The following is a 24,857-nucleotide window of genomic DNA, read 5'->3' as shown; positions in this document are numbered from 1 at the left end:
GAGCCGTGTGGGCTCGACCGGCAGACGTCCTCAGACGTCGCGCAGGCTGCGCTTGAGGATCTTGCCGGCAGAGTTCTTCGGAAGTTCGGCCACGAATTCCACTCGTTTGGGCACCTTGAAGCCCGCCAGACGGTTCTTGACGTGGGCGATGACCTCGTCAGCGCTCAGTTCCGGCTGTCCCGATCTGAGGACGACGAAGGCCGTGATCGCTTCGATCCACTTCTCATCGGCGACGCCGACCACTGCCACCTCGGCGACCGGAGCCAGCTCGAAGATCGCGTCTTCGACCTGCCGGCTGGCGACAAGGACTCCGCCGGTGTTGATGACGTCCTTGACACGGTCGACGACTTCGATGAAGCCCTCCTCATCGACCTTGACGAGGTCGCCGGAGTGGAACCAGCCATCGTCGAATGCCTCGGCGGTGGCGTCGGGACGATTCCAATAGCCTTCGCACAGCTGCGGTGAGCGGTAGAGGACCTCGCCTTCAGTGCCCGGGGCGACGTTGTTGCCGGCCGAGTCGACGACGCGGGTCTCGACGAACATGACGGGGCGTCCGGCGGAGCCCGGATGATCGTCGTGCTCCTCCGGGCGCAGCACCGTGCACAGGGGGCCGAGCTCGGACTGCCCGAAGCAGTTGTAGAACCCGAGTTCAGGCAAGCGTGCCCGGAGTCGGTCGAGGATTGGTCCGGGCATGATCGAGGCGCCGTAGTAGGCCTTGCGGAGGCTGTCGAGATTGCGGGTCTCGAGCTCGGGACTGTTCGCCAGTGCCACCCAGACCGTGGGCGCGGCAAAGAATGTGCTGATCTCGCGTTCTTCGAAGATCGCCAGCAGCTCATCGGGAACCGGTGCGGGGACGATGATGTTGTGGGCGCCGACGGACAGCAGCGGGATGAGGAAGACGTGCATCTGCGCGGAGTGGTAGAGCGGGAGCGCATGGACGCAGCGATCATCCGCGGTGAAGTCGAGCGACAGCAGCGCCGAGAGGTATTCGTGGATCAGTGCGCGGTGTGTCATGACTGCTCCCTTCGGCGCCGAGGTGGTGCCGGAGGTGTAGAGCAGCTGTGCGACATCGGCATCGGTGACCGAGAACTCACCTGCGCCGACCGGGGCGATGTCACCTGCGGTGGCGACAGGCACGAGAGTCGAGAAGTCGATGACCTGAGCGCTCCCACCCGTCGGAGTGGCCGTGACGGTGTCGAGCAGGTCGCCGTCGGCGAAGACGATCTTCGCTCCGGCGTTGTCGAGGATGTAGTCGAGCTCGTCGTTCTTCAGCTGATAGTTCACCGGCACGTGGATGGCACCCGTGCGGGCACAGGCGAGGTAGAGGAAGACGTAGAGATCCGAGTTCTTGCCATAGGCGGCCACTCGGTCGCCCTTCGTCACGCCCAGGCGCACAAGCTCCCGGGCGACGGCCGTGACAGCTTCGTCGAGCTGAGCGTATGTCCACCTCCGATCCGAGAATTCGATCGCCGTGGCCGCGGAGAAGCGGCCGGCGCTGCGACGGATGAGATCGGAGATCGTCGAAGTGTTGCTGGAGGTCGGAGAGGCGGCTGCGGTATCTGAAACTGACATGGTTCCAATATATGGGCGAATTCGACGATGTGTGAAGTTGATCTCATTGCCGGGCCCCCAGCTCGGAAGGTTCCCGCTCGGGGAATGTAATAGTGTGGAGCCATGAGACATCCGAAGGTGAGTGACTGCGTCGACGTCTTCGATGCGCTGTGGCCGCCGGCCCTGGCCGAGTCCTGGGATTCGGTGGGCCTGGCGGTCGGGGATCCCGACTCCGAGGTGCGTTCGATCCTCCTGGCGCTCGACCCGATGGACGCGGTCATCGCCGAGGCTGTGGTGCTCGGAGCCGATCTCGTGTTCAACCACCACCCGCTCATGCTCAAACCGGTGAAATCTGTGAACGCCGCCACGCTCAAGGGCGGGGCCGTGCACACGCTCATCAGCAACGACATCGCACTGTTCAATGCGCACACGAATGCCGATTCCGCTCGCGGCGGTGTCTCCGATGTCCTCATCTCTCTGCTCGGCATCACCGACGCCGAACCCCTGACACCGCACACCGCTGGGATCGCCGCCTCCGCCGAGCCTGAGCTTCCTGCTACGGGCATCGGACGTGTCGGTGACCTGCCTCAGCCGACCCCGGTGAGAGAGCTTGCCAGACGTCTGGCAGCGCAGCTTCCGCGCACCACCACAGGAGTGCGCATCGCCGGAGATCCCGCTGCGACAGTGACTCGAGTCGCCGTCTGCGGGGGTGCCGGAGATTCCCTCTTCGACGAGGTTCGCGCCCATGGCGCCGAGGTCTACGTCACCGCTGACCTGCGCCACCACCCGGCAACCGAAGCGCTCGACACCTCAAACCGGCGCGAAGGCGGACTCGAAATCATCGACGTCTCCCACTGGGCGTCCGAGACCGTCTGGCTCAACGCCGCGGCCGAAGCACTCGAAGCGGAGTTCGCCGCCCGTGGCTTCACCGTCTCCCTGCAGCATTCGGCCGTCAACACCGACCCCTGGGTCGAACGCTACTGACGAGGAGACACTTGATGCTCATCACCGTTGCTCAGCGCGCCGCGCTGACGACCCTCATCGAACTCACTGCCCAGGGCCGCGCCCTGCGCCACGAACATGAGAACCCGAAACGAGCCGGGGAACTGCAGGAGCTCGTGCGCAAGCACAAGGAACTCGGCGATGAGCGGGCCCAAGCGAACGAAGTCGTCGAAACCCACCGTGCTGCGATCGCCGAGACGAATGCGCTCATCGAGGCCCAGCGGGCGAAGATCGAGAAGAAGAGCGTCGAACTCAACGACGGCACAGGACTGACCAGCCGGGACCTGGTGAATCTGCAGGACGAGATCGCCGGGCATGAACAGCGCGTGGGCGAACTCGAGGAGTCCGAACTCGAGGAGATGGAACGGCTCGAAGCCGCCGAGGCGGGACTCGCCGCCATCGATGACAGGCTTGCCGAGGTCACGGCGGCCGGACGCGAAGTGCAGACGGCCGTCAAGAATCGGCAGGCCGAGCTGAGCGAACTTCTCACAGTCAATGAAGCGGAATCCGAACAGCCTCGACGTGAGCTTCCGCAGCAGGTGGTGACGGCCTTCGAGGCGAATGTGCGCCAGGGCGGCCCCGGAGCCGCACTGCTCACGGGGCCGAACTGTCAGGCCTGCGGGCAGGAGATCGGTGGAGCCGCGTGGAACGCGATGCTCGGCGCCGATGTGAACGAAACCTACGCATGCGAGGAGTGCGAAGCGGTGCTGCTGCGGCGCAGCTGACCGCTGCCGCGCCATTGCACACGGCCCCGGGGCTGCACGCTCAGAGCGATTCAGTCACGCAGAACGATTGTCAGAGCCGCGGGCTTCGACGCAGTGTGCGCAGTGAACTCGACCTCGTAGAACTCTTCGGCACGGGCCACCAGCTCCTCGATCGTCTGCGGCAGCGGGCGCTCGTCGGCGAGGAGACGGCCGGCGAACTGCCCGCGATAGAACTTCGCCCAGTGGGAGACGACACGACGTCTGCCGTCGCTGTCGGTCACCGCCCCCATGAGCACGACCCGGTCATGGGGCCCGGGCCACGCGGCCCGATAATCGCTCGAACGGCAGTCGAGGGCCACCTCGTCGGGTTCGAGGGCACAGGACTTCGCAAGGATCGGCTTCCAGTACGAGGTCAGCCGACCCAGCGTTCCCAGCTCGGTCTTCATCGCCAGCCGGTAGGCCGGGATGACATCGAGGCCGTGAACCCGGCCGAAGAGGGCGGAGAAGACCTGGACGTGGCGCAGACGTTCACGCAGGGTCTCGTCGTCCTCGGCCGCGGCCACCAACTCGTCCGAGCCCATCGCCTCATAGAGGACACCAGAGTAGGTGAGCAGGGCCGGGGCACACGGGATCGAGTCGAGAACCGTATTGCGTTCGACATCTGCGGCCAGGGATCTGCCGACGCCGAGGCGCTCGAGTGCATCCCGGCTCTTCGACGTCTTCTGCAGCGCGGAGAGCACGCGCTTGCGCTTGCTGGTGAGGTCCGGAGCCGAGAGACCGTCGAGGTCGAGAGTCGGTCCGGAGGCGGCCGGCGTCTTGCCCTCGGAGGGCGGCAGGAGGATCTTCACCCTTCCATCGTAGGAGCACCAGCGGACACGATCGCAGGCGGTATCGGATGAGCTTCGTCACGTTCGCCTCGACCCGGGGGAGGTGGGAGAGACGCTGTGCGACGGAGTCCGTCGAAGACGCTAGACTGGGTTGCTTGAGGACAGGTCACCAGACGGCCGCGGCTCTCGTCAGAGGGCTGAGGAACGTCCGGGCTCCCCAGAGCAGGGATGGTGGGTAACACCCACCCGGGGCAACCCGCGGGCCAGTGCAACAGAAAGCAGACCGCCCAGTTCCGACTGGGTAAGGGTGAAACGGTGGTGTAAGAGACCACCAGAGTGTCGGGTGACCGACGCTGCTGGGTAAACCCCATCCGGAGCAAGATCAGACAGACAGCGTTCGAGGCGGCTCGCCGAGCTGTCGGGTGGATTGCTTGAGGCCGGTGGCAACATCGGTCCCAGATAGATGGCCGTCAGGCGAGAAGGGTGACCGACTCGTCGACAGAACCCGGCGTATCGGTGGCCTGTCCTCATCACATCTTTTCGGACCGAACGCGCTTGACCTTCGCCTGCCCGCCGTTGACGGCGATCATCGCCGCACCGACGATTCCGGCGTTGTTGAACAGCTTCGCTGGTTTGAGTTTGGCGCGAGTGGAGATGAGCGGCAGGAACTGCGCATGCGACTTCGACACCCCACCGCCGACGATGATGACGTCCGGTGCCACAAACAGCTCGACGAGCGAGTAGTACTGCTGCAGGCGTGCCGCCCACTCCGAATAGGACAGCCCCAGGCGGGTCTTGACCGACTCGGCCGCCTGCGTCTCCGCATCCGCACCATTCATCTCGATATGACCGAGCTCCGTATACGGCACGAGCCGTCCCTGTGTGAACAGTGCGGTGCCGATGCCCGTGCCCAGGGTGGTCAGGAGCACGGTCTTCTTCCGGTGGCTGCGCCCGGCGCCGAAGATCATCTCGGCCAGTCCGGCCGCATCGGCATCGTTGAGGAAGTACACAGTCCTGCCAGTGCGGTCGCCGATGACCGCGTCGATGTGCGAACCGATCCAACTCTGATCGAGGTTCGCGGTGTATTCGACGCGACCGCGCCGGATCACGCCGGGGAAGCCGCAGCCCACGGGCAGAGAGTCGAGTTCTGCCCGATCGGTGACGAGTTCGAGATCGAGGGCCTGCTGAGTGAGGTCCTCGAGCAGCACGGCGATCGTCTCAGCCACTGCGGTCGGGGTGCCCGGCTTCGGGGTGAGCACCCGCAGTCGTTTGAACGGCAGTCTTCCGGTCGTGGTGTCGACGAGTGCCGCTTTGATCCCGGTCCCGCCGATGTCGATGCCGATTGCGAACCTGTGGGCCGCCTCGGTGCTCATCTCAGTTTCCACCGTTCACCGGTCCCGCAGCGATCGCCGTGTCGGCATCCGGCAGGGTGAGGATGTCCGCGCCGGTCTCGGTGACGACAAGGGTGTGTTCGAACTGGGCCGAACGCCTCCGATCCTTCGTCACCACGGTCCAGGCATCGTCCCACACATCCCAGTCGATCGTGCCGAGGTTGAGCATCGGCTCGATGGTGAAGATCATTCCCGGTTCGATCGTCTCCGCGTGCGCGGGCGCGGCATCGTAGTGGGGGACGATGAGTCCGGAGTGGAATTCGCGGCCCACGCCGTGGCCGCTGTAGTCACGGACGACGCCGTAGTCGAACCGCTTCGCGTACTTCTCGATGACGCGACCGATGATGTTGATCTCGCGTCCGGGCCTGACCGCCTTGATGCCGCGCATCATCGCCTCATAGGTGCGTTCGACGAGCAGCCGAGACTCCTCGTCGGCCTGCCCGGCGGTGAACGTGTAGTTCGTGTCGCCGTGCATCCCCTGATAGTAGGCGGTGATGTCGACATTGACGATGTCACCGTCTTCGATGACCGTCGAATCGGGAATGCCGTGACAGATCACCTCATTGACCGAGGTGCACACGGACTTCGGGAATCCGCGATAGCCCAGGGTCGAGGGGTACGCGCCGTGATCGCACATGTACTCGTGGGCGACGGCGTCGATGTCGTCGGTCGTGATGCCGGGGACGATCATCTCTCCGACGACGGCCAGAGCATTGGCAGCGATCCGTCCCGCTGCTCGGACGGTCTCGATCTCTTCTGCGGAGTAGAAGTTGTTCCCGCGCCCTTCGTTCGCGTCGGCGCGTCCGACGTATTCGGGGCGGGCGATGGTCTTCGGCACTGTCCGTTCGGGAGAGATGGTGCCGGGGGTGAGGAGGCGCGTGTGAGCAGTCATGATGCCTTCGATTCTATGGTGGTTGTCCGACTTTGTCCCACTTCGCGGGCGCCTGTCGCTGCTTCGGGCAGGCCGCGGGCACGACTAGAATCGAAACAGGGGAGGCGTTCGGAACGGACTCGCCCGCGTCGAATGACTCCGGTCCCGACCATCTGGGCGTGACCGCGGGCCGCCGGCGAGAACAGACGGCGCGAACAGAGGGAGGCAGAGTGAGCGAGGAGACGACGGCCGGGAACCATGAGTTCTCCGGCCTCGGCGAAGTCGTGAGCCTGACGAGCGCGCCTCAGCAGATCGCCGACCACATCCTCTCCGGAATCGCGGTCGGGGCTCTGCCGGAAGGCACCCTTCTGCCGGGAGAGCGGACCCTGGCCTCCGATCTGCAGGTGTCCCGGTCGAGCGTGCGTGCGGCGCTGCTGCGCCTCGAGCGCCTCGGTGTCGTCGAACGTCGCCGAGGACGCGGGGGAGGGACCTTCGTCAAGAACGCCCGCCCAGAAGCGCTGGCGCCCATGGCCGGTCGTATCGATGAGTTCCACGCCGAGCGGCGCAATCTGCTCGATGCCCGCGCCGTGTTTCAGAATTCCCTTGCCGCGACGGCGGCCCGTCGCCGCACCGAGACCGAGCTTGCCGAACTGCACGAATTGGCTCAGATCTATTCCCAACGCGCCGAGGCAGCCGCCGCCCGAACCGCGGACGCGCAGTTCCATTTCGCGATCGCCCGCGCCGGCCACAACCCTGAACTCGTGCGGATGGCCATCGACATCGACACGAAGATCAACGCGGGATTCCGCCACGACCCGTTCTCTGCCGAGCTCTTCGACCACGCCGTGGCCGACCACGCCGCGATCGTCGAGGCGATCGCCGAGGGGGATGCGCAGAAAGCCGGTCAGCTCTGTGAGGACCATTTCCGCTACACCACCATCGTCTCCCGCGACTGAGCCGCCCGGGAGACCCGTCAGGCCGGGGGCCTCATGCCCGGATTGTTCTGAAGTCGACTGCCGAAGGCCGGCACTCCCGGATGGGAGCGCCGGCCTTCGGCATCTGCGGTGACCGCGGTCGGACTCAGTTGGCGAGCGCGTGGGCCACGGACACGGCCTCGAGACCGAATGCCTCGGCGACGTTGTCGTTGGTGACGTGGCCGTTGTGGATGTTGAGTCCGCGTGCCAGTGCCGAATCATTCGACAGGGCCTTGTGCCAGCCCTGGTCGGCGATCTTGACAGCGAACGGCAGCGTCGAGTTCGTCAGCGCCGCCGTAGCGGTGTTCGGCACGGCTCCGGGCATGTTCGCCACACAGTAGTAGACCGAGTTGTGAACGGTGAACGTCGGATCATCGTGCGTCGTCGGACGCGAGTTCTCGAAGCAGCCGCCCTGGTCGATGGCGATGTCGACGAGGACCGAACCCGGCTTCATCCCCGCGACCATCTCATCGGTGACGAGCTTCGGAGCCTTCTTTCCGGGGATGAGCACGGAGCCGATGACGAGGTCGGCGCCGGCCAGAGCCTTCGTGATCTCGTACTTGTTTGACACCTTCGTGCCGATCGCACCGGCGAAGGTCTCGTCGATCTGGCGCAGGCGGGGGATGTTGATGTCGATGACCTCGACGGTCGCTCCGAGGCCGAGCGCCATGCGGGCCGCGTTCGTGCCGGCGACACCGGCACCGATGACGACGACATTGGCGCGCTCGACGCCGGGGACGCCGGAGAGCAGGATGCCGCGGCCGCCGTTGGCCTTGAGCAGGCTGTGCGCACCGACCTGCGTCGACAGGCGCCCGGCGATCTCACTCATGGGAGCCAGCAGCGGGAGTCCGCCGCCGTCGGGCTGCACGGTCTCGTAGGCGATCGCGGTGGTGCCTGCCTCCATGAGGGCACGGGTGAGCGCCTCGTCGGCGGCCAGATGCAGGTAGGTGAAGAGGATGAGGTCCTTGCGCAGGAAGCCGTACTCCTGAGCGATCGGCTCCTTGACCTTGAGGACGAGATCGCCTGCGGTCCAGGTGCTCTCAGCATCGGGAGCGATCTTCGCACCCGCGGCGGCATACTCTTCGTCGGTGATGAAAGAGCCTTCGCCGGCTCCCGCCTGCACGGTGACTTCGTGGCCGTGGGCGACGAGCTCGTGCACGCCGGCAGCTGTGATGGCGACTCGGAACTCGTTGTTCTTGACCTCTGTGGGCACTGAAATGCGCATTGTGTGTCCTTCTTTCATGATTGAGCGCCGCTGGGGCGAAGGCCGCCGACTTCGACGTCGGTCGACGATGGTTCAACTGTATTCCTTAGAAGGTTTGGAGAGCAAACCTTTAAGGCTGTTTTCGTCTTGTCAGATACGGAATCAGTGTATTTCGGTACCAGATGACGCGGAAAACATGATTCCAGCCGGGCGTGATCGGCTGGCAGGTCTGAGAACACGGGATGCACCGCGAACTCCCTGCGAAACGGTAAGCTGAAACTGTCAACGCAGAACCCCGCTGAGGAGAGAGGGCTCGACATGGGACTCTACGAAGATATCGACGATCCTGACTCGAAGTACTACTTCAATCTTGAGACGAACACCGTCGAAAAGGGCCTGGTCAGCGACTGGACGCACCGGATGGGCCCGTACGAGACCGAAGAGGTCGCACGCGCCGCCCTGGACAAGGCTCGCGAACGCAGCCAGAAGTGGGACGAAGACGACGAGAAGTGGAACGGCTGATCGGATGTCACGTCAGGAGGAATTCGTTCTCAGGACCGTTGAGGATCGTGATGTGCGATTCATCCGACTCTGGTTCACCGATGTCCTCGGGCAGCTGAAGTCCGTGGCCATCGTGCCGGCCGAACTCGAAGGCGCCTTCTCCGAGGGCATCGGGTTCGACGGCTCGGCGGTGGAGGGGCTCGCCCGGGTCTACGAGGCCGATATGGTGCTCAAACCCGACCCCTCGACGTTCTCCCTGCTTCCCTGGCGGGGAGAGACCGAACCGACCGGGCGGATGTTCTGCGACATCCATGTGCCCGGGGGAGAACCGGCACCGGCGGATCCGCGCAATGTCCTCAAACGCACTCTGGCGAAAGCCGCCGAACGCGGCTTCACCTTCTACGTGCACCCTGAGATCGAGTTCTATCTGTTCAAGACCGACAACCTCGACCCGGTCACCGGCATCACCGACGGCACCGCGCCAAAACCCGTCGACACCGCGGGATACTTCGACCATGTCAACGGCGGCACAGCCAATGACTTCCGACGCGAAGCGGTGACCATGCTCGAAGCCATGGGCTTGTCGGTGGAGTTCTCCCACCACGAAGCCGGACCCGGGCAGAATGAAATCGACCTGCGCTACGCAGACGCCCTGACCATGGCCGACAATGTGATGACGTTCCGGTCAGTGATCAAGGAAGTCGCGATCTCCAGGGGCGTCTACGCCTCGTTCATGCCCAAACCGCTGTCGGAGCACCCAGGCAACGGCATGCACACACATGTGTCGCTGTTCGAAGGGGAGAACAATGCCTTCTTCGAACCGGGAGCGGAGTATCAGCTCTCGAGGACCGGGCGCCAATTCATCGCCGGTCTGCTCACACACGCCGCCGAGATCTCGGCGGTGACGAATCAGCACGTGAACTCGTACAAGCGGCTGTGGACCGGTCATGAGGCTCCGTCCTACATCTCCTGGGGTCACCGCAACCGTTCGGCCCTCGTCCGGGTGCCGCAGTACAACTCCGGCAAGTCCTCCTCGGCGAGGGTGGAATACCGGGCCATGGACTCCTCGGCGAACCCGTATCTGTCCTATGCCCTCATGCTCGCCGCCGGGCTCAAAGGAATCGAGGAAGGCTACGAGCTTCCCGAGGAGGCCGAGGACAATGTCTGGCAGCTCTCGGACACCGAACGGCGGGCGATGGGCATCGAGGCGCTGCCGCGCAGTCTGTCTCATGCGCTGGAGATCATGGAGAGCTCGGATCTCGTGGCCGAGACCCTCGGCGAAGAGGTCTTCGACTTCTTCCTGCGCAACAAGCGTCAGGAGTGGAACGACTACCGTGCCCAGGTGACACCCTATGAACTCGCCAAGCATTTCACTTCGATGTAATCCCCATGGCAGGAATCACTTCACGCACGACCAGCGTCCCGGATGCGACAGCCCGATTCCTCCACGAGCTCGATGAGCTCCTGGGCCAGCCTCTGGCCACGGATTCGCGCTTCGTCGAGCTGCTTCTGGCAACCCCGGATCCGCACGGTGCCGCCCTCGGGCTGCTCCGGGTCGTCGAGGCCGCTGGGCAGGACTCCGCGGCGCTGCTCTCGGCCGTTCGCTCCGGCACTGCGGAGACGCTGGCAGAAGACGAACTCAACCGGCCGCTGCTGGCGCGCCTGCTCGCGGTCATGGGCACCTCGGAGGCTATGGTCGACCACCTGGTCCGACATCCTGATTCGCTGCCGCTTCTGCTGGTGCCCGAACCGTTCCTGCTGATCTCGACACCCGCCGCCTCGGCGGTGTCGCTGCGGGCCGAGATGCTCCAGGCCGTCGGTGCCGACCCCGAGTCCCCGGCACCGCTCGCCACCGTGACCGGAGACGAGGGGATCCGCTCGCTGCGCCGGAACTATCGTGACGCCGTGCTGCGGCTGGTCGCCGATGATCTCGCAGCCGAAGCGCCTGAGGAGATCGTCGACCACGTCATGGCGGTCCTGTCCGATCTTGCCGCCGCCGCGCTCGATGCTGCTCTGGCGATCGCCAGAGCCGAAGTCGACGGGGGAGACGGGATCCGCTTGGCCGTCATCGCTCTGGGTAAGACCGGTGCCCGCGAACTCAACTACGTCTCCGACGTCGATGTCGTCTTCGTTCTCGACTCCGCCGACGACGGCGACGCGCGGGATCTCGCCACGGATCTGGCCCAGCGGACACGGGCAGTCCTCTCCGACGCCGGAGGCGAACCTGCGCTGTGGGAAGTCGACACCGCGCTGCGTCCCGAAGGCAAGGCCGGGGCACTGGTGCGCACTCTCTCGGAGTTCGAGCACTACTATGCCGACATCGCCCAGAACTGGGAGTTCCAGGCGCTGCTCAAAGCCAGGCCGGTGGCCGGTGATGCCGAAGTCGGCAGACGGTTCTCGGACTCGCTTCTGCCGCTGGTGTGGAAGGTGGCCAGTCGTGAGGGCTTCATCGACGGTGTCAGATCGATGCGTCGTCGCGTCGTCGACCTCATCCCGGCCGCTGAGGCTCCGCGTCAGATCAAGCTCGGTCGCGGGGGCCTGCGTGATGTCGAGTTCTCCGCCCAGATGCTCCAGCTCGTCCACGGCGGCACCGACGAGGACATCCGCACCCCGAACACTCTCATGGCGCTCGAAGAGCTCGGCGAGCACGGATACATCGGCCAACAGGATGCTTCCGTGTTCTCCGCCGCCTACCGGTTCATGCGCGTCGTCGAGCATCGGGTGCAGATTCCCCGGATGATGCGCAATGCTCTCATCCCCGATGACGATGCGAAGCTGAGGATGCTCGCCCGGTCGGTCTTCCGCTCCGGCTCCCGCACCGGTGCCCGCCTCGAAGAGACCCGCCGCGACTACGCCAGACACGTCACCCGATTGCATGAGCAGATCTTCTACCGGCCGATCCTCGAGGCCGCCGTCGGCGTCCATGGGGCCGTCGTCGAAGCCCACAAGCGCGGCTCGAGTCTGCAGGCCGCAGCCGATCGTCTGCGGGCCTTCGGCTATCGGGATCCGCAGGGTGCTCTGGGCCATATCAAGGCCCTGACGACCGGCGTGTCGCGCACGGCGATGGTGATCAAACAGGTGCTGCCGGCGCTGCTCGACTGGTTCTCCGACGGAGTCGAACCCGACCGGGCACTTCTGGCGTTCCGGCGACTGAGCGAATCGCTTGCCTCTTCCGGCTGGTTCCTCAAGATGCTCAGGGATTCCGGACTCGCCGCCAAGTCGGTCGCCGATGTGCTGTCCCTGTCCGGCTACGCCACCGAGCTGCTGCTGCGCCAGCCCGCGGCGGTGGCCTGGTTGGACAAGTACGACAATCTCGCTGCCCGTGACCTCAACGTGCTGTCGGCCGAAGTCGACGGACTGCTCAAACGTCACGGAGGCGCCGCTGTCACGCCGATCCGCGAGACCTACAGTCGAGAACTGCTGCGCATCGCCCTGCGCGACGTCCTCGATGTCGGCGACCGATCCGCGATCCCCGGCGATCTCTCAGATCTCATGGATCTTGCCGTCCGCGGTGCGCTGGAAGCCGTGCGCACCGACCTCGAGACACCGGAGACGCCCGATTACGAATTCGCCGTCATTGCGATGGGCCGCTGGGGCGGACGGGAGATCGGGTACTTCTCCGACGCCGATGCGATGTACGTCGTCCGAGCGAAGTCGAACGATCTCGACGCCGAGGCGAAGGGCAAGCTGAGCAAACATGCCAACAAGGTGGCGCTGCAGCTGTCCTCACGGCTCAAGGCCAGCGAAAGCGCACAGGGAGTCGACCTCGACGCAGATCTGCGGCCCGAAGGCAAGAACGGACCGCTCGTGCGCAGCTTCTCCTCCTACCAGGCCTACTACGCGAAATGGTCACAGCCGTGGGAAGCCCAGGCGCTGCTGCGGGCGCGTCCGGTCGCCGGAGACGAAGGACTGATCGAGGACTTCCTCTCACTCATCGACCCGCTGCGGTACCCCGCCGAGATGCCGCACAAGGCGCTGACGCAGGTGCGCACGCTCAAGGCGCGGATGGAGGACGAACGCCTGCCCCGCAATGCGGACAAACGGCGGCACCTCAAGCTCGGCCGCGGCAGCCTCTCCGACGTCGAATGGACCGTCCAACTCCTCCAGCTCGAGCATGGGCATGAGTTGGCCAGTCTGCGCACGACCTCGACCCTGCAGGCACTCGCTGCCGCCACCGAGGCGCAGCTGCTGCCCGCCGAGGATGCCGCGCAGCTGGCGGAGGCATGGCAGCTGGCCACGGATGTGCGGTCTGCCGTGATGCTCTTCAGAGGTCGCACCGCGGAATCACTGCCCGGTGACCACACCGAGCTCGAGGCCACGGCTCGGTTGCTCGGCTACGCCGCCGGCGAGGGCCATGACCTCGAGGACGATTATCTGCGCACCACCCGGCATGCCCGTGCCGTCATGGAGCACCGCTTCTACGGCTTCTGAGCCGAGCCTGCCGACGGCCGCTGGTGCTCAGTCCTCGAATTCGAGGCCGAGGAGTGCATTCTCGATGACTTCGGGCAGGGCCGGATGGATCCAGTACTGTCCCGTGGCCACCTCGTCGGCGGTCTGGCCGAAGGCCATCGCCTGGATGAGGGGCTGGATGAGCATCGACGCTTCGTGTCCGACGATGAATGCACCGAGGATCAGCCGACTGCGGCGGTCGGCGATGATTTTGACGATGCCCGGGTCGTCGGCCATCGCCCACCCGTAGGCGACATCCGAGAACTGTTGGACCTTCACGGTGATGTCGTGACCGGCCTCCTCGGCTTCCTCTTCACTCATCCCCAGATAGGCGACCTGCGGGGAGGAGAATACCGCTCCGGGCACCGCATGGTGGTTCACCCTGGCGAGGTCCTCCTCGCGAGCCGCCCCCGGCTGCCCTGCGGCGACATCGGCGTCGAGGTTGCGTCCGACGATCTTCGCTTCGTGATTGGCCACGTGCTTGAGCTGATGCGGTGAGCAGATGTCGCCGAGGGCGAAGACACCGGGCACCGGCGAGCCCTCGGAGAGCACCCGCTGATGATCGTCGACGGCCAGCCGGTGCCCGTCGCTGACGTCGAATCCGGCGGTCGCGACATCGAGTTCGGCGGTGTTGGGCACCCGGCCGGTGGCGACGAGCACTGCGTCGGCGGTGATCGTCTCCGGCCGGTCGACCTCGCCGAGGCGGCCGCTGGGTTCGAGGCCGATCGTGACTTCGCCGTGGTCGACGTCGATGTGCCCGGCCTGCACGCCGTGGAGGACGGAATGGGACGAGTCGAAGATGCGAGTGAACTCGTCGGCCGCCTCGGCGTCGATGTTGCCCAGCAGGCGAGGCCCGCGGGCGAGGACGGTGACCTCGGTGCCGAGGGAGGAGAAGATGTGGGCGAACTCCATGGCGATGATGCCGGAGCCGATGATGACCAGGCGCTCGGGCTGGGTGGGGCGACGCATCACCGTGTTCGAGGTGAACACCGGGTAGTCTTCGCCGTCGACGCGGGAGGCGTCGAGCCCGTCGATGTCGGGGATGACGGGATGTGCACCGGCGGCGATGACGATGCGGTCTGCGCTGATCTCCTCACCCGAGGCGGTGCGCACACTCTTCGGGCCGGTGAAGTGAACGTGTTCGGCGACGACGGTGATGTTCGGCTGTCGATCGCTGCTGCGGTAGTCGCGACCGCCGGATTCGATGGCGTCGATGCGAGAGAAGATGCGGTCCTGGAGTCCTGCCCAATCGACCTGCGGCTGTGTGGGGGAGAGGTTGTAGCGGTCGGCCTGCGCGGCCTGCTCGGCCAGAGTGGCAGGGTAGACGAACATCTTCGTCGGTATGCAGCCGACGTTGAGGCAGGTGCCCCCGAAATGCCATTCCTCGGCGATGGCCGTCTTCAGTCCCTTGAATCGCTTGTCGAGGAACATGTTCCCCGATCCGGTGCCGATGAGCAGCAGGTCGTAGTGCGTCAAGATCCAACCCTCCAATGGTCAGTGTTCCGGCCCGTGCGGTCACGAGGCGAAGAGGCGAAAGGGCGCCACGGGTGAAAACCCGTGACGCCCCCACTCTATTCCTGTCCTGCTGTGCGCAGGCGAAGGTCAGAGCGCGTAGTAGAGCTCGAACTCTGTGGGAGTCGGACGCAGGCGTGCGACGTCGAGTTCGTTCTCACGTTTGATCCGGATCCAGGTTTCGATGAGGTCGGGGGTGAAGACGTCACCGGCGGTGAGGAAGTCGTGGTCCTTCTCGAGGTCATTGAGCGCCTCGTCGAGGGTGCCGGGGACGATCTTGATGTCCTTGGCTTCCTCCGGGGGCAGCTCGTAGAGGTCCTTGTCGATCGGCTCCGGCGGTTCGATGCGGTTGCGGATGCCGTCGATGCCGGCCATGAGCTGCGCGGAGAACGCGAGGTAGGGGTTCGATGAGGGGTCGGGCACACGGAACTCGAGACGCTTGGCCTTCGGGGAGGATCCGGTGACGGGGATGCGGATCGCTGCCGAACGGTTCCGGGCCGAGTACACGAGGTTGACCGGGGCTTCGTAGCCGGGGACGAGGCGGCGGTAGGAGTTGATCGTCGGGTTCGTGAACGCGAGTACGGCACCGGCGTGTTCGATGAGTCCGCCGATATACCAGCGGGCGAGGTCGGAGAGACCGCCGTAGCCGTTCTCGTCGTAGAAGAGGGGCTCGCCGCTCTTCCACAGCGACTGGTGGCAGTGCATACCCGAACCGTTGTCGTCGAACAGCGGCTTCGGCATGAAGGTCGCGGACTTCCCGAGCTCGAATGCCGTGTTCTTGATCACGTACTTGAAGTCGAGCAGCTGGTCGCCTGCGTGCTGGAGAGTCTTGAACTTGTAGTTGATCTCCTGCTGACCGGCGGTGCCGACCTCATGGTGGGCACGCTCCATCTCGAAGCCGATCTGCTCGAGCGTCAGTGACATGTGATCTCGGATGTCGGCGTACTGATCCTGCGGCGAGACGGGGAAGTAGCCGCCCTTGAAGGGGGTCTTGTATCCCTGGTTGCCGCCGGGCTCGTCGGTGCCCATGTCCCAGGCCGCTTCCTGCGAGCCGATCTTGTAGAAGCTGCTGCCGGGGGTGTTCTCGTACCGGATGGAATCGAAGAGGTAGAACTCCGCTTCGGCACCGAAGAAGACGGTGTCGGCGATTCCGGTGCTCTCCAGGTAGGACTCTGCCTTCGCCGCCACCTGACGAGGGTCGCGCGAGTACGGCTCATCGGTGAAGGGATCGACGATCGAATGCGTGATGACCAGCGTCTTCGCGTCGCGGAACGGATCGATGTACGCCGAGGTGACATCCGCGAGCAGCTTCATATCGGATTCGTGGATGCCCTGGAATCCCGTGATGGAGGACCCGTCGAAGAGCAGACCCTCGGTGATCTCCTCTGTGCCGTAGGAGGCGGCGGGGAGGTTGAAGTGCTGGACCACACCGGGCAGGTCGCAGAACCGGACATCGACGAATTTGACGTCGTTCTCCGAGATGTAGTTGACGAGTTCTTCAGCAGACGAGAACACTTAGGTCTCCTAGTTCGAGTACGGTGGCCGTTTGTCCTGACCACGGTCAATCCTAGTCGCCCCGGAATGAAGTGGTGATGACGCTCATGTTTCGGGCATGTTTCCTGAGGATTCACTCAGGCCGGATTTCGTAGGGTGGGAGGGTGATCAATCGTGACGACCTCGGTTCCTGGCTCGAAGGACCCCGGTTCGACAGGGAAGAAGACGACTGGCCTGGCAAACGGCTCGGTCTGCCTGTCTCCGGTTCGCATTCTCTGGCTCCTGCGTGGAAGCGGATCCTCGCTCTTCTCGTCGACTGGCTGATGTGTCTGGCGATCGCCAACGTCATCGACCCGGCCAATCCCTTTCTGGCCCCCGGTTTCTTCGCCTTGGAGAATCTCCTGCTCGTCGGCACACTCGGCTACTCGGTCGGCCATCGCCTCTTCGGCATCGAGGTCCGCCGGCTGTCCGGGCATGTTCCCGGGCTGCTCAAATCGTTCATCCGTGCGGTGCTCGTCGTGCTCGTCATCCCCGCTCTGATCTTCGACCGGGACAACCGCGGACTGCACGACCTCGCCGCGGGAACCGTCATCCTCCGCCGCTGACACCCGGTGAGGGGGCGAACCGGCCCGACCAGACCACCTGCCTGGCCTCGGAACACTTCCGCCGGGACAGAAGCGCAGAAGAAAGCGGCGTTCAGGACAGTAGCGCAGAAGAGACTGAAGCGGCGCCGACTCGTTTCGAGCCGGCGCCGCTTCTGTGCGCGATCCGGGTGCTGCCGCCGCCGTTGCGAGGGTCGATCAGCGCCTGTCGATCAGCGTCCGCGCATCGCCTTGTGATTCGGGCGGGCCTTGTTCGGGTCGATGCCCTTGGGAATCGGGGGACGCGATCCCTGTGTGCCCAGCGCCGCCAGGCGGTTGCGCACGGCGAGGACTTCTGCCCGGTTGAGTTTGCGCGGCAGCTTCTGCACGGTCGGCACGACCTGCTTCATCGCCAGCTGACCGTCTTCCTTGCCGCCCTGGAAGGTGTGGACGGGAACATTGGGCAGGATGCGCTCATGGCGCTTCTTCTCCTTGGCCAGCAGCTTCGCACTGCGTCCCTTGGGCCCTTCGCTGAGCAGGACGACGCCGGCGCGACCGGTGGAGCGGAACACGAGGTCACGGCTCTTCGGGTCGATGGCGATCGGCTTCTCATCCATGAGGTAGCCGCGACGAGCAGTGTTGAGGACGGCGCCGAAGGCGCCCGGCTGTCCGTCCATCTGCGCGAAGGCCGCAGTCTCGGCGAAGCGGCCGAGCATGAACATGCCCAGCAGCAGACCGAGCATGAGACCGAGGATCGTCGTGAAGATCACGGTGGTTCCGCCGATCAGCAGACCCACCAAGAGCCCGATCAGCGTGAGTCCGAGCACCGCCGCGGCCAACAGCCACGGCGTCGCCTTGTTGTGCTTGGCGGACAGCTCGTAGACCTGGCGCATCTGTGCCAGACGACCGGGTTTCTTGTTCGGATCCTTCGGCTTGCGCCGGAAAATTCCCTTGCGCGGTTCTTCGCTCATTCTCTCACTTGCTCTTGAGGGGCGTCGCGGCGACATCACCAGGTGACGAACGCCTTCATTGCTCAGCTGTCAAGTCTACCTCTTCGCCGGGTCCGAAGGTATCCACGACGGCCTGAGCCTCCTGCTTGGCCGGGGTGTGCTTGTCGAGATGCTGCAGGTGGGAGGGAATCTCCTCTCCGCGACGGCGCATCGCAGTCGCCCACAGGCGACCGGCGCGGTAGGACGAACGCACGAGCGGGCCCGACATGACGCCGAGGAAGCCGATCTCCTCGGCGGCATCGCGCAGCATCACGAAGTCGGCCGGTTTGACCCACCGGGTGACGGGGTGGTGTCTGGGGGAGGGGCGCAGGTATTGGGTGATCGTGATGAGGTCGCAGCCGGCGTCGTGGAGGTCCTGCAGTGCGGAGATGATCTCATCGTTCGTCTCACCCATCCCGAGGATGAGATTCGACTTCGTCACGAGTCCGGCCTCTCGGGCCTGGGTGATGACGGACAGCGAACGCTCGTACCGGAAGGCAGGGCGGATGCGCTTGAAGATGCGCGGAACCGTCTCGACGTTGTGGGCGAGCACCTCGGGGCGGGATGAGAACACCTCGGCGAGCTGATCCGGCTTCGCATTGAAGTCGGGGATGAGCAGCTCGACGCCGGTGCCGCGGCCGTCGACATACTCGAGGTCGTGGATCTGGCGGACCGTCTCCGCGTACAGCCATGCACCCCCGTCTTCGAGATCGTCGCGGGCGACGCCGGTGATCGTGGAGTAGCGCAGCCCCATCTCGGCCACCGAGGCGGCCACGCGGCGAGGTTCGTCCGCATCGAATGCGGCCGGTTTGCCTGTGTCGATCTGGCAGAAGTCACAGCGTCGGGTGCACTGTTCGCCGCCGATGAGGAAGGTCGCTTCGCGGTCCTCCCAGCACTCGAAGATGTTCGGGCAGCCCGCTTCTTCGCACACGGTGTGCAGGTCCTGCTTGCGCACCAAGGACTTCAGGGAGGTGTATTCGGGCCCGATATGGGCTTTGGCCTTGATCCAGGCGGGCTTGTCCTCGATCGGAGTCTCGGAGTTGCGGGCTTCGACCCGAAGCATCCGGCGGCCTTCTGGTGCAATCGTCATCGGCGTTCTCCTAGGCTGTGATGGTCTCTTGCAGAATCTCGTTGAGGCGGTCTGCCGTGTCCTCCGGCGTCACCGTCCGTCCGATCTCTGCGCTGATGGAAGTGGTGTCGGCGTCGCTGATCCCGCACGGGATGATGCTTTCATAGGCGCCGAGTTCATTGCTGCAGTTCAGGGCCAATCCGTGCATCGTGACACCCTCGTGGATGCGGATGCCGATGGCTCCGACCTTGCGGTCACGGCGGAGTCCGTCGCCGAGCAGCCAGACGCCGGCGCGTCCTTCGACGGTGGTGGCTTCGATGCCGTATTCCGCCAGGAGTCGAATCATCGCATCCTCGAGCTGGGACACGAAGAGGCGGACCTCTTTGGGGTCGTTGAGGCGGTAGATGAAGTAGGCGACGAGCTGGCCGGGGCCGTGCCAGGTGATCTTCCCGCCACGGTCGACATCGATGACTTCGGTGCCATCTGTGGGCCGGTCGGCCTCCTCGGTGCGTTTGCCGGCCGTGTAGACGGGGGAATGCTCGAGGTACAGCACCGTCGACTCCCTCCGTCCTGCGAGCACTTCTTCGTGATATCTCTTCTGCATATCCCAGGTCTGCCGATAGTCCGAGAGGACCGGAGCGAACCCGAGCGTTTCTGTGGCCAAGGGCATGGCTCCACACTATGACTCTTGCACCCCGGGTTCAATTTGACCGCGGGCCGTCGAAAACCCGGTTCCCGGAATGTGACCCTTGACATCGAGGTGCCGACGCTATCACTATTAAATAATCACAAATAGCATAGAGCGCCATCAACGGAGATGACGAAACATGACATGGGAGCTTCAGGCACAGATCTCCGACGACGTCTACCGTGTGAGCGGTCCCTCAGGAGAAGCCGTTTGGGGGATCGACAACGATTCCTTCGATGTCGACGATCCGCAGGCCCTCGGCACTGCCGAAGTGGAACTGCCGACCGGTCGACGGTCGCTGCTCCTCGTCCCCACTCTGCCCGGCGGCCTCGTCCTCGACGTGGTGCGCGCATATCAGGGACTGACCGATGCCGAGCTGTGCACTCTGTTCCTCGGCATCGTCACGGAACTTCGCGGCTGCTCATGTCCCGAACAGCGGCTGAGTCTGAAGGCGTTCGCACTCGAAGCCGCAGGACGTCCGGTGCTCATCCCCGGTCTCTCGGTGCCCTTGGAGACGTCACCGCGGCGTGCCGTGGGGGAGATGCTCTACCACGCCGGCTGCGGCCGTCCGTGGGCCGAATGCCTGTTGCCGGTCAATCTTGCGCTGGCTGATTCGTCACAGGCGCTGCGGGCCGTCGTCGGCGACCTGCTCGCGGATTCGGGTCCCGACACCGGGCTGGCTGCGGCACTCGACGAAGTGGCCGAATCGATGCGGTCACTGGCCAGCCCGGCTCCGCTCCCGCTGGTGCCGGCCGATCGGGAAATCGCGCCCGAAGCAGCTCTGACGGCGCGTCTGCGTGCTGTAGCCGGTCAACCCCTCGGTCGCGGATACGGCCGAGATGCGGTGCCGGTCGAACGCAGCGCCACGAGGTTCCCGACTCGGACGAGTGAGCCGGTGGCCACGGGCTCACCGGCCACTGGAACCGAGTCGAGGACCGCTGATTCGACTCAGACTCACGCAGCACGGACCGTGTCCGCCCCGGGCTCAGCCGCTGAAACCCTGCGTGCGGCCAGCCGACGGTCCCTGAGGGGGCGTCAGCGCTCGCGCCGTCGGGGCCCCGGATCCTCCGCGCTCGGACAGGCGGCCGGACGGTTTCGCGGGTTGTTGAGAACCTGGCTGCATCGTCTCAGGGGAGCAGGCCGAGGACACTGGCTGGTCGCCGCGGCCGCGTGCCTCACTCTCGTCGGTGGTCTCCTCGTCTGGCAGTCGTGGACGGCCGGTGAACTCGATTGGCGGAGGACTGCCCCGAACTCCCAGACCGTGTCGGGCGATACGGCAGAGCTCAGCGCTGAGGAGGTGGCACACGTTCTCTCGCGACTCTGCGCCGACCGTGCTCAGGCGCTCAGCGATGGGGACGAGGCGGCCCTGCGAGTGCTGACTGTGCCGGGATCGGCCGCCGCAGCCGCCGATGAGCTCATCGATCCTTCCCGGTTCATCGGCTCCGACTATTCCATCGCAGTCGATGGGGTGGAGATCATCGATGCCGATGCGAACAGGATCGTCGCCTCGGCGCAGATGCACTCCAGCGCGGGAAGCGGCAGCGAGACCGAGGACTTCGGGATGCTGTCGGTCGAATTCGAACTCAAACGCCTTGACGGCCGCTGGCGGGTCGAACAGGTCACCGAGACGGCAGTCGGACAGCACTGATGATCGCGGCAGGACTGCAACCTGGTCATGAATGACCCGAGGGGCCGACCACGGATGGTCGGCCCCTCTTCAGGGTGTGCGGAAGACCGCAGCCTCAGAGGTCGAGGTCGGCCTCGAAGTTGCCCTCTTCCAGACGTGCCTTGATGGTCTGCAGGAAACGACCCGCATCCGCACCGTCGACCAGCTGGTGGTTGTAGGTCAACGGCAGATACACCATGTCGCGGATGGCGATCGACTCGTCACCGTCGGCCGTCTGCACGGCGATGGGGCGACGGACGATGGCACCCGTGCCGAGGATGCCCATCTGCGGCTGGTTGATGATCGGCGTATCGAACAGCGCCCCCACGGAACCGATGTTGGTCACGGTGAACGTGCCGCCCGAGAGCTCGTCCGGCATGATCTTGTTGTTGCGGGTCCGGTCGGCGACATCATCGATGGCCTTGGCCAGACCAGCGACGCTGAGGTCACCGGCATCCTTGACCACCGGCACCAGCAGACCGCGTGGGGTATCCACGGCGACGGCGAGATGCTCGTGATCGAAGTAGGTGATCTGCTGCGACTCGAGATCGTACTGCGCGTTGACCTTCGGGTGCACCTGAAGCGCTTCGACGATGGCCTTGGCGAAGAACGGCAGGTAGGTCAGCTTCGAGCCGTGCTTGGACTGGAAGGCTTCCTTGTTCGCCTTGCGCAGCTTGACGATGCGAGACATGTCGACTTCGACGACCTGCGTGAGCTGAGCAGAGACCTCGAGGGACTCGCTCATCCTCTTCGCAATGGTCTGGCGGATCCGCGAGGCCTTCTCCGTGGTGCCGCGCAGCTTCGCGACCTCCTCGGGGATCTCGACCTTGAACGGTGCCTTCGGCGCACCGGATGGTGCGGCGGCAGCGGCAGGTGCCGTGGGTCCGTTCTTGGCCGCGGTCTCGACGTCCTGTTTGCGGATGCGACCGCCGACGCCGGTGCCGGTGACCTGCGAGAGATCGACGCCCTTCTCGCGTGCCAGACGACGCACGAGCGGAGTGACATAGGCGGCGTTCTCACCGACCGTGTCCGCTGCAGCAGGAGCCTGCGTCGCGGCCTCGACCGGTTCCTCGGCCTGCGCTGCCGAAGCAGTCTGGGCGGAGGGTGCCTGTGCCGGCTTGGGCGCCGACTCCTGCTTCGGGGCCTCCTGTGCGGGCGCCTCCTGCTTGGGGGCTTCCTCGGCGGAGGTTTCCTGCTTGGGGGCTTCCTCGGCAGGTTCTTCCTGCTGGGGAGCTTCCTCGGCGGGCGCCTCGTCCTTCGGGGCCTCCTCGGCGGGAGCCTCTTCCGCAGGTGCTCCGGTTCCGACACGTGCCAGGGGTGCGCCGACCTCGACGGTCTCGTCCTCTTCGGCCAGATGTGCCTGGACGATTCCGGCGACGGGGGAGGGCACCTCGGTGTCAACCTTGTCGGTGGAGACCTCGAGCAGCGGCTCGTCGACCTCGATCTCGTCGCCGACTTCCTTGAGCCAGCGGGTCACGGTGCCTTCGGTGACGGATTCGCCGAGCGCCGGCATCGTGATTTCGGTGCCTTCACCTGAGCCTTCGGACTGTGCAGCCGGTGCGGTCTCGGCGGCCGGTTCCTTGTCCGTGCTCTCGTCTTCGGCGGGAGTCGAGTCCTCGGCGGGGGCCGAGTCCTCTTCGGGCTCTTCGGCGGGAGCTTCTTCGGCAGCCGGAGCGGAATCGTCGGAGGACGATCCGCTGCCGTCGCCGATGTAGGCGAGATCTCCGCCGACCTCGACGACGTCGTCTTCATCGGCGAGGATCTTCTCCAGTGTGCCCGCGTACGGGCTGGGGATCTCGGTGTCGACCTTGTCGGTCGACACTTCGAGCAGGGGCTCGTCTACTTCGACCTCGTCGCCGACGGACTTGAGCCAACGGGTGACTGTGCCCTCGGTGACCGACTCTCCGAGAGCCGGCATCTGAACGGAATTCGACATGAGTTTTCGTCTCCTCGGATCTTATGAGTGGAAGTGCAGGGGTTTGCCGGCCAGAGCCAGGTGAGCTTCGCCGAGAGCTTCGTTCTGCGTCGGGTGAGCATGGATGAGCTGTGCGACTTCCTCGGGGAATGCTTCCCAATTGACGATGAGCTGAGCTTCACCGGCCTGCTCGGACAGGCGCGCGCCGATGCCGTGGACACCGACGACCGGACCGTCCTTCTCGCGGATGACCTTGATGAGTCCGGTGGTTCCCAGGATGACGGATTTGCCGTTGCCGCCGAGGTTGTACTCGAGCGATTCGACCTGGTCCTTGCCGTACTTCTCCTCGGCCTGAGCCGAGGAGAGCCCGACGGAGAAGATCTCCGGTTCGCAGTAGGTGACGCGGGGGATGCCCGATTCGAGCACGGGCACCGGGTTCAGGCCCGCAATCTCCTCGGCGATGAAGATGCCCTGGCCGAAGGCGCGGTGGGCCAGCTGCAGGCCGGGCACGATATCGCCGCAGGCGTAGATGTTGCCGACGCCGGTGTGGAGACGTTCGTTGGCGAGGACGAATCCGCGCTCCATCGGAATGCCCTGCTCTTCGAATCCGAAGCCCTCGGTCACGGGACCGCGGCCCACGGCCACGAGGAGGTATTCGGCTTCCAGAGTCGATCCGTCTTCGAGCGTGACCTTGACCCCGTCAGCGGTCTCCTCGACACCCTTGAACATGGTGCCGAGCTTGAACTTGATCTTGCGCTTCTTGAAGGCGCGTTCGAGGTTCTTCGAGATCGTCTCGTCTTCGTTCGCGACGAGGTGCTTGAGACCCTCGACGATCGTGACGTCGGCGCCGAAGGAGTTCCAGACGCTGGCGAACTCGACGCCGATGACGCCGCCGCCGAGGACGATGGCCGAGTTCGGCACCTTGTCCAGTTCGAGAGCCTCGGTGCTCGTGATCACGCGATCGGTGAGCTCGAGTCCGATGGTCTTCGAAGTCGAACCGGTCGAGAGCAGAACGTTCGTGCCCGTGACGGTGTGGTTGCCGTCTTCGCCGCTGACCTGGACGGAGCCCTTGCCGACGAGCTTGCCGGTGCCGAAGTACGTGTCGATTCCGCGAGCCTTGACCAGGCCCTGCAGCCCTTTGTAGTTGCGGGTGATGACTCCGTCCTTGTACTCGAGCACCTTGTTGATGTCGATGCCCTTGAACTCGGCTTCGATGCCGAATGCTTCGGAGTTCTTGGCGGAGTCGGCGACCTCTGCGGCATGCAGAAGGGCCTTCGTCGGCACGCAGCCACGGTGGAGGCAGGTGCCGCCTACCTTGTCGCGTTCGATCAAAGCGACCTTCATGTCGAGTTCTGCGGCTCGCAGAGCAGCGGCATAACCGCCGGTTCCGCCGCCCAGAACGACAAGGTCGTAGGTCAATGAATCACTCACGGATTACTCCTCGTAGCTGTGAATAAGCCTGCGCTAAG

General features: G+C 64.9%; 20 protein-coding genes and 1 other RNA gene. 9 read left to right on the top strand and 12 right to left on the bottom strand.

Translation table 11 applies throughout. The annotated features are described in order from the left end of the window. Window positions 1–30: 30 nt before the first annotated feature. Entirely contained in the window at window positions 31–1,572 is a 1,542-nt protein-coding gene (locus ACQE2J_RS10630; protein ID WP_425120051.1) for a fatty acyl-CoA synthetase, read from the bottom strand. A 102-nt stretch (window positions 1,573–1,674) separates the two neighbouring features. Here ACQE2J_RS10630 and ACQE2J_RS10625 point away from each other — a divergent pair, with 102 nt between their 5' ends. After that, window positions 1,675–2,535 carry a Nif3-like dinuclear metal center hexameric protein gene (locus ACQE2J_RS10625; protein ID WP_135542388.1) on the top strand — a complete coding sequence of 287 codons (861 nt, stop codon included), beginning with the start codon at window positions 1,675–1,677 and terminating at the stop codon, window positions 2,533–2,535. A gap of 14 nt (window positions 2,536–2,549) precedes the next feature. Next, a complete protein-coding gene (locus ACQE2J_RS10620; RefSeq protein ID WP_426936295.1) occupies window positions 2,550–3,278 on the top strand; it encodes a DUF7581 domain-containing protein in 729 nt (242 codons plus the stop codon). A 50-nt stretch (window positions 3,279–3,328) separates the two neighbouring features. Here ACQE2J_RS10620 and ACQE2J_RS10615 read toward each other — a convergent pair whose 3' ends face one another. Next, complete coding sequence (locus ACQE2J_RS10615) at window positions 3,329–4,105, bottom strand: YaaA family protein (RefSeq protein WP_135542384.1); 777 nt, start codon at window positions 4,103–4,105, stop codon at window positions 3,329–3,331. A gap of 140 nt (window positions 4,106–4,245) precedes the next feature. Here ACQE2J_RS10615 and rnpB point away from each other — a divergent pair. Further along, window positions 4,246–4,613, top strand: an RNA gene (gene rnpB / locus ACQE2J_RS10610) — RNase P RNA component class A. 1 nt (window position 4,614) lies between these two features. On the opposite strand, the gene ppgK is transcribed toward rnpB, so the two are convergent. Then, the gene (gene ppgK / locus ACQE2J_RS10605) at window positions 4,615–5,457 is read right to left on the bottom strand and encodes a polyphosphate--glucose phosphotransferase (RefSeq protein ID WP_135542382.1); all 843 of its coding nucleotides are present in this window, start codon (window positions 5,455–5,457) and stop codon (window positions 4,615–4,617) included. 1 nt (window position 5,458) lies between these two features. After that, window positions 5,459–6,367, bottom strand: a complete 909-nt coding sequence (gene map / locus ACQE2J_RS10600) for a type I methionyl aminopeptidase (protein WP_135542380.1) — start codon at window positions 6,365–6,367, stop codon at window positions 5,459–5,461. Window positions 6,368–6,576: 209 nt separating this feature from the next. On the opposite strand from map, the gene ACQE2J_RS10595 reads away from it, so the two are divergent. Beyond that, a complete protein-coding gene (locus ACQE2J_RS10595; protein ID WP_135542379.1) occupies window positions 6,577–7,302 on the top strand; it encodes a FadR/GntR family transcriptional regulator in 726 nt (241 codons plus the stop codon). A gap of 124 nt (window positions 7,303–7,426) precedes the next feature. Here ACQE2J_RS10595 and ald read toward each other — a convergent pair whose 3' ends face one another. Next, window positions 7,427–8,545, bottom strand: a complete 1,119-nt coding sequence (gene ald / locus ACQE2J_RS10590) for an alanine dehydrogenase (RefSeq protein ID WP_425120055.1) — start codon at window positions 8,543–8,545, stop codon at window positions 7,427–7,429. Between the two features lie 297 nt (window positions 8,546–8,842). Here ald and ACQE2J_RS10585 point away from each other — a divergent pair, with 297 nt between their 5' ends. Genes ACQE2J_RS10585 through ACQE2J_RS10575 form a run of 3 tightly spaced genes read left to right on the top strand, consistent with a single transcriptional unit; the run spans window position 8,843 to window position 13,456 of the window. Further along, entirely contained in the window at window positions 8,843–9,046 is a 204-nt protein-coding gene (locus ACQE2J_RS10585; RefSeq protein WP_135542375.1) for a hypothetical protein, read from the top strand. A 4-nt stretch (window positions 9,047–9,050) separates the two neighbouring features. Continuing rightward, window positions 9,051–10,409, top strand: a complete 1,359-nt coding sequence (gene glnA, locus ACQE2J_RS10580; RefSeq protein WP_135542373.1) for a type I glutamate--ammonia ligase — start codon at window positions 9,051–9,053, stop codon at window positions 10,407–10,409. A 5-nt stretch (window positions 10,410–10,414) separates the two neighbouring features. Next, complete coding sequence (locus ACQE2J_RS10575) at window positions 10,415–13,456, top strand: bifunctional [glutamine synthetase] adenylyltransferase/[glutamine synthetase]-adenylyl-L-tyrosine phosphorylase (RefSeq protein WP_135542371.1); 3,042 nt, start codon at window positions 10,415–10,417, stop codon at window positions 13,454–13,456. A 27-nt stretch (window positions 13,457–13,483) separates the two neighbouring features. On the opposite strand, the gene ACQE2J_RS10570 is transcribed toward ACQE2J_RS10575, so the two are convergent. Then, window positions 13,484–14,950 (bottom strand): mycothione reductase, encoded by a 1,467-nt coding sequence (locus ACQE2J_RS10570; protein WP_135542369.1) that lies wholly within the window; start codon window positions 14,948–14,950, stop codon window positions 13,484–13,486. A gap of 126 nt (window positions 14,951–15,076) precedes the next feature. Further along, window positions 15,077–16,501 (bottom strand): type I glutamate--ammonia ligase, encoded by a 1,425-nt coding sequence (glnA, locus tag ACQE2J_RS10565; RefSeq protein ID WP_135542367.1) that lies wholly within the window; start codon window positions 16,499–16,501, stop codon window positions 15,077–15,079. Window positions 16,502–16,644: 143 nt separating this feature from the next. On the opposite strand from glnA (ACQE2J_RS10565), the gene ACQE2J_RS10560 reads away from it, so the two are divergent. Then, window positions 16,645–17,085 (top strand): RDD family protein, encoded by a 441-nt coding sequence (locus ACQE2J_RS10560; RefSeq protein WP_135542365.1) that lies wholly within the window; start codon window positions 16,645–16,647, stop codon window positions 17,083–17,085. A gap of 209 nt (window positions 17,086–17,294) precedes the next feature. Here ACQE2J_RS10560 and ACQE2J_RS10555 read toward each other — a convergent pair whose 3' ends face one another. From ACQE2J_RS10555 to lipB, 3 genes are read right to left on the bottom strand one after another with little or no spacing between them, the layout of a single operon-like run. Next, the gene (locus ACQE2J_RS10555; RefSeq protein WP_135542364.1) at window positions 17,295–18,032 is read right to left on the bottom strand and encodes a DUF4191 family protein; all 738 of its coding nucleotides are present in this window, start codon (window positions 18,030–18,032) and stop codon (window positions 17,295–17,297) included. 55 nt (window positions 18,033–18,087) lie between these two features. Further along, window positions 18,088–19,140 (bottom strand): lipoyl synthase, encoded by a 1,053-nt coding sequence (gene lipA / locus ACQE2J_RS10550; protein WP_425120060.1) that lies wholly within the window; start codon window positions 19,138–19,140, stop codon window positions 18,088–18,090. A 10-nt stretch (window positions 19,141–19,150) separates the two neighbouring features. Beyond that, the gene (lipB, locus tag ACQE2J_RS10545; protein WP_135542360.1) at window positions 19,151–19,789 is read right to left on the bottom strand and encodes a lipoyl(octanoyl) transferase LipB; all 639 of its coding nucleotides are present in this window, start codon (window positions 19,787–19,789) and stop codon (window positions 19,151–19,153) included. 157 nt (window positions 19,790–19,946) lie between these two features. Between lipB and ACQE2J_RS10540 the strand changes: the two genes are divergently transcribed. After that, window positions 19,947–21,455 carry a hypothetical protein gene (locus ACQE2J_RS10540; RefSeq protein ID WP_426936294.1) on the top strand — a complete coding sequence of 503 codons (1,509 nt, stop codon included), beginning with the start codon at window positions 19,947–19,949 and terminating at the stop codon, window positions 21,453–21,455. 94 nt (window positions 21,456–21,549) lie between these two features. Here the strand turns inward: ACQE2J_RS10540 and sucB are convergent, their stop codons facing one another. Then, window positions 21,550–23,409: a 2-oxoglutarate dehydrogenase, E2 component, dihydrolipoamide succinyltransferase gene (gene sucB / locus ACQE2J_RS10535; RefSeq protein ID WP_425120062.1), complete on the bottom strand. Its 1,860-nt coding sequence runs from the start codon at window positions 23,407–23,409 to the stop codon at window positions 21,550–21,552. Window positions 23,410–23,430: 21 nt separating this feature from the next. After that, the gene (lpdA, locus tag ACQE2J_RS10530; protein ID WP_135542354.1) at window positions 23,431–24,819 is read right to left on the bottom strand and encodes a dihydrolipoyl dehydrogenase; all 1,389 of its coding nucleotides are present in this window, start codon (window positions 24,817–24,819) and stop codon (window positions 23,431–23,433) included. Window positions 24,820–24,857: the final 38 nt, after the last annotated feature.

This window comes from Brevibacterium sp. LE-L (assembly GCF_050214925.1).
GTDB lineage: Bacteria > Actinomycetota > Actinomycetes > Actinomycetales > Brevibacteriaceae > Brevibacterium.
The sequence above is the reverse complement of the archived record's forward strand: the minus strand, read 5'-3'. Positions and strand labels throughout refer to the sequence as shown.

Coding starts and splice junctions, on each gene's coding strand:
- ACQE2J_RS10630 (WP_425120051.1), bottom strand. CDS start 1,572: ATGTCAGTTTCAGATACCGCAGCCGCCTCTCCGACCTCCAGCAACACT.
- ACQE2J_RS10625 (WP_135542388.1), top strand. CDS start 1,675: ATGAGACATCCGAAGGTGAGTGACTGCGTCGACGTCTTCGATGCGCTG.
- ACQE2J_RS10620 (WP_426936295.1), top strand. CDS start 2,550: ATGCTCATCACCGTTGCTCAGCGCGCCGCGCTGACGACCCTCATCGAA.
- ppgK (WP_135542382.1), bottom strand. CDS start 5,457: ATGAGCACCGAGGCGGCCCACAGGTTCGCAATCGGCATCGACATCGGC.
- map (WP_135542380.1), bottom strand. CDS start 6,367: ATGACTGCTCACACGCGCCTCCTCACCCCCGGCACCATCTCTCCCGAA.
- ald (WP_425120055.1), bottom strand. CDS start 8,545: ATGCGCATTTCAGTGCCCACAGAGGTCAAGAACAACGAGTTCCGAGTC.
- ACQE2J_RS10585 (WP_135542375.1), top strand. CDS start 8,843: ATGGGACTCTACGAAGATATCGACGATCCTGACTCGAAGTACTACTTC.
- glnA (WP_135542373.1), top strand. CDS start 9,051: ATGTCACGTCAGGAGGAATTCGTTCTCAGGACCGTTGAGGATCGTGAT.
- ACQE2J_RS10575 (WP_135542371.1), top strand. CDS start 10,415: ATGGCAGGAATCACTTCACGCACGACCAGCGTCCCGGATGCGACAGCC.
- ACQE2J_RS10555 (WP_135542364.1), bottom strand. CDS start 18,032: ATGAGCGAAGAACCGCGCAAGGGAATTTTCCGGCGCAAGCCGAAGGAT.
- lipA (WP_425120060.1), bottom strand. CDS start 19,140: ATGACGATTGCACCAGAAGGCCGCCGGATGCTTCGGGTCGAAGCCCGC.
- lipB (WP_135542360.1), bottom strand. CDS start 19,789: ATGCCCTTGGCCACAGAAACGCTCGGGTTCGCTCCGGTCCTCTCGGAC.
- ACQE2J_RS10540 (WP_426936294.1), top strand. CDS start 19,947: ATGACATGGGAGCTTCAGGCACAGATCTCCGACGACGTCTACCGTGTG.
- sucB (WP_425120062.1), bottom strand. CDS start 23,409: ATGTCGAATTCCGTTCAGATGCCGGCTCTCGGAGAGTCGGTCACCGAG.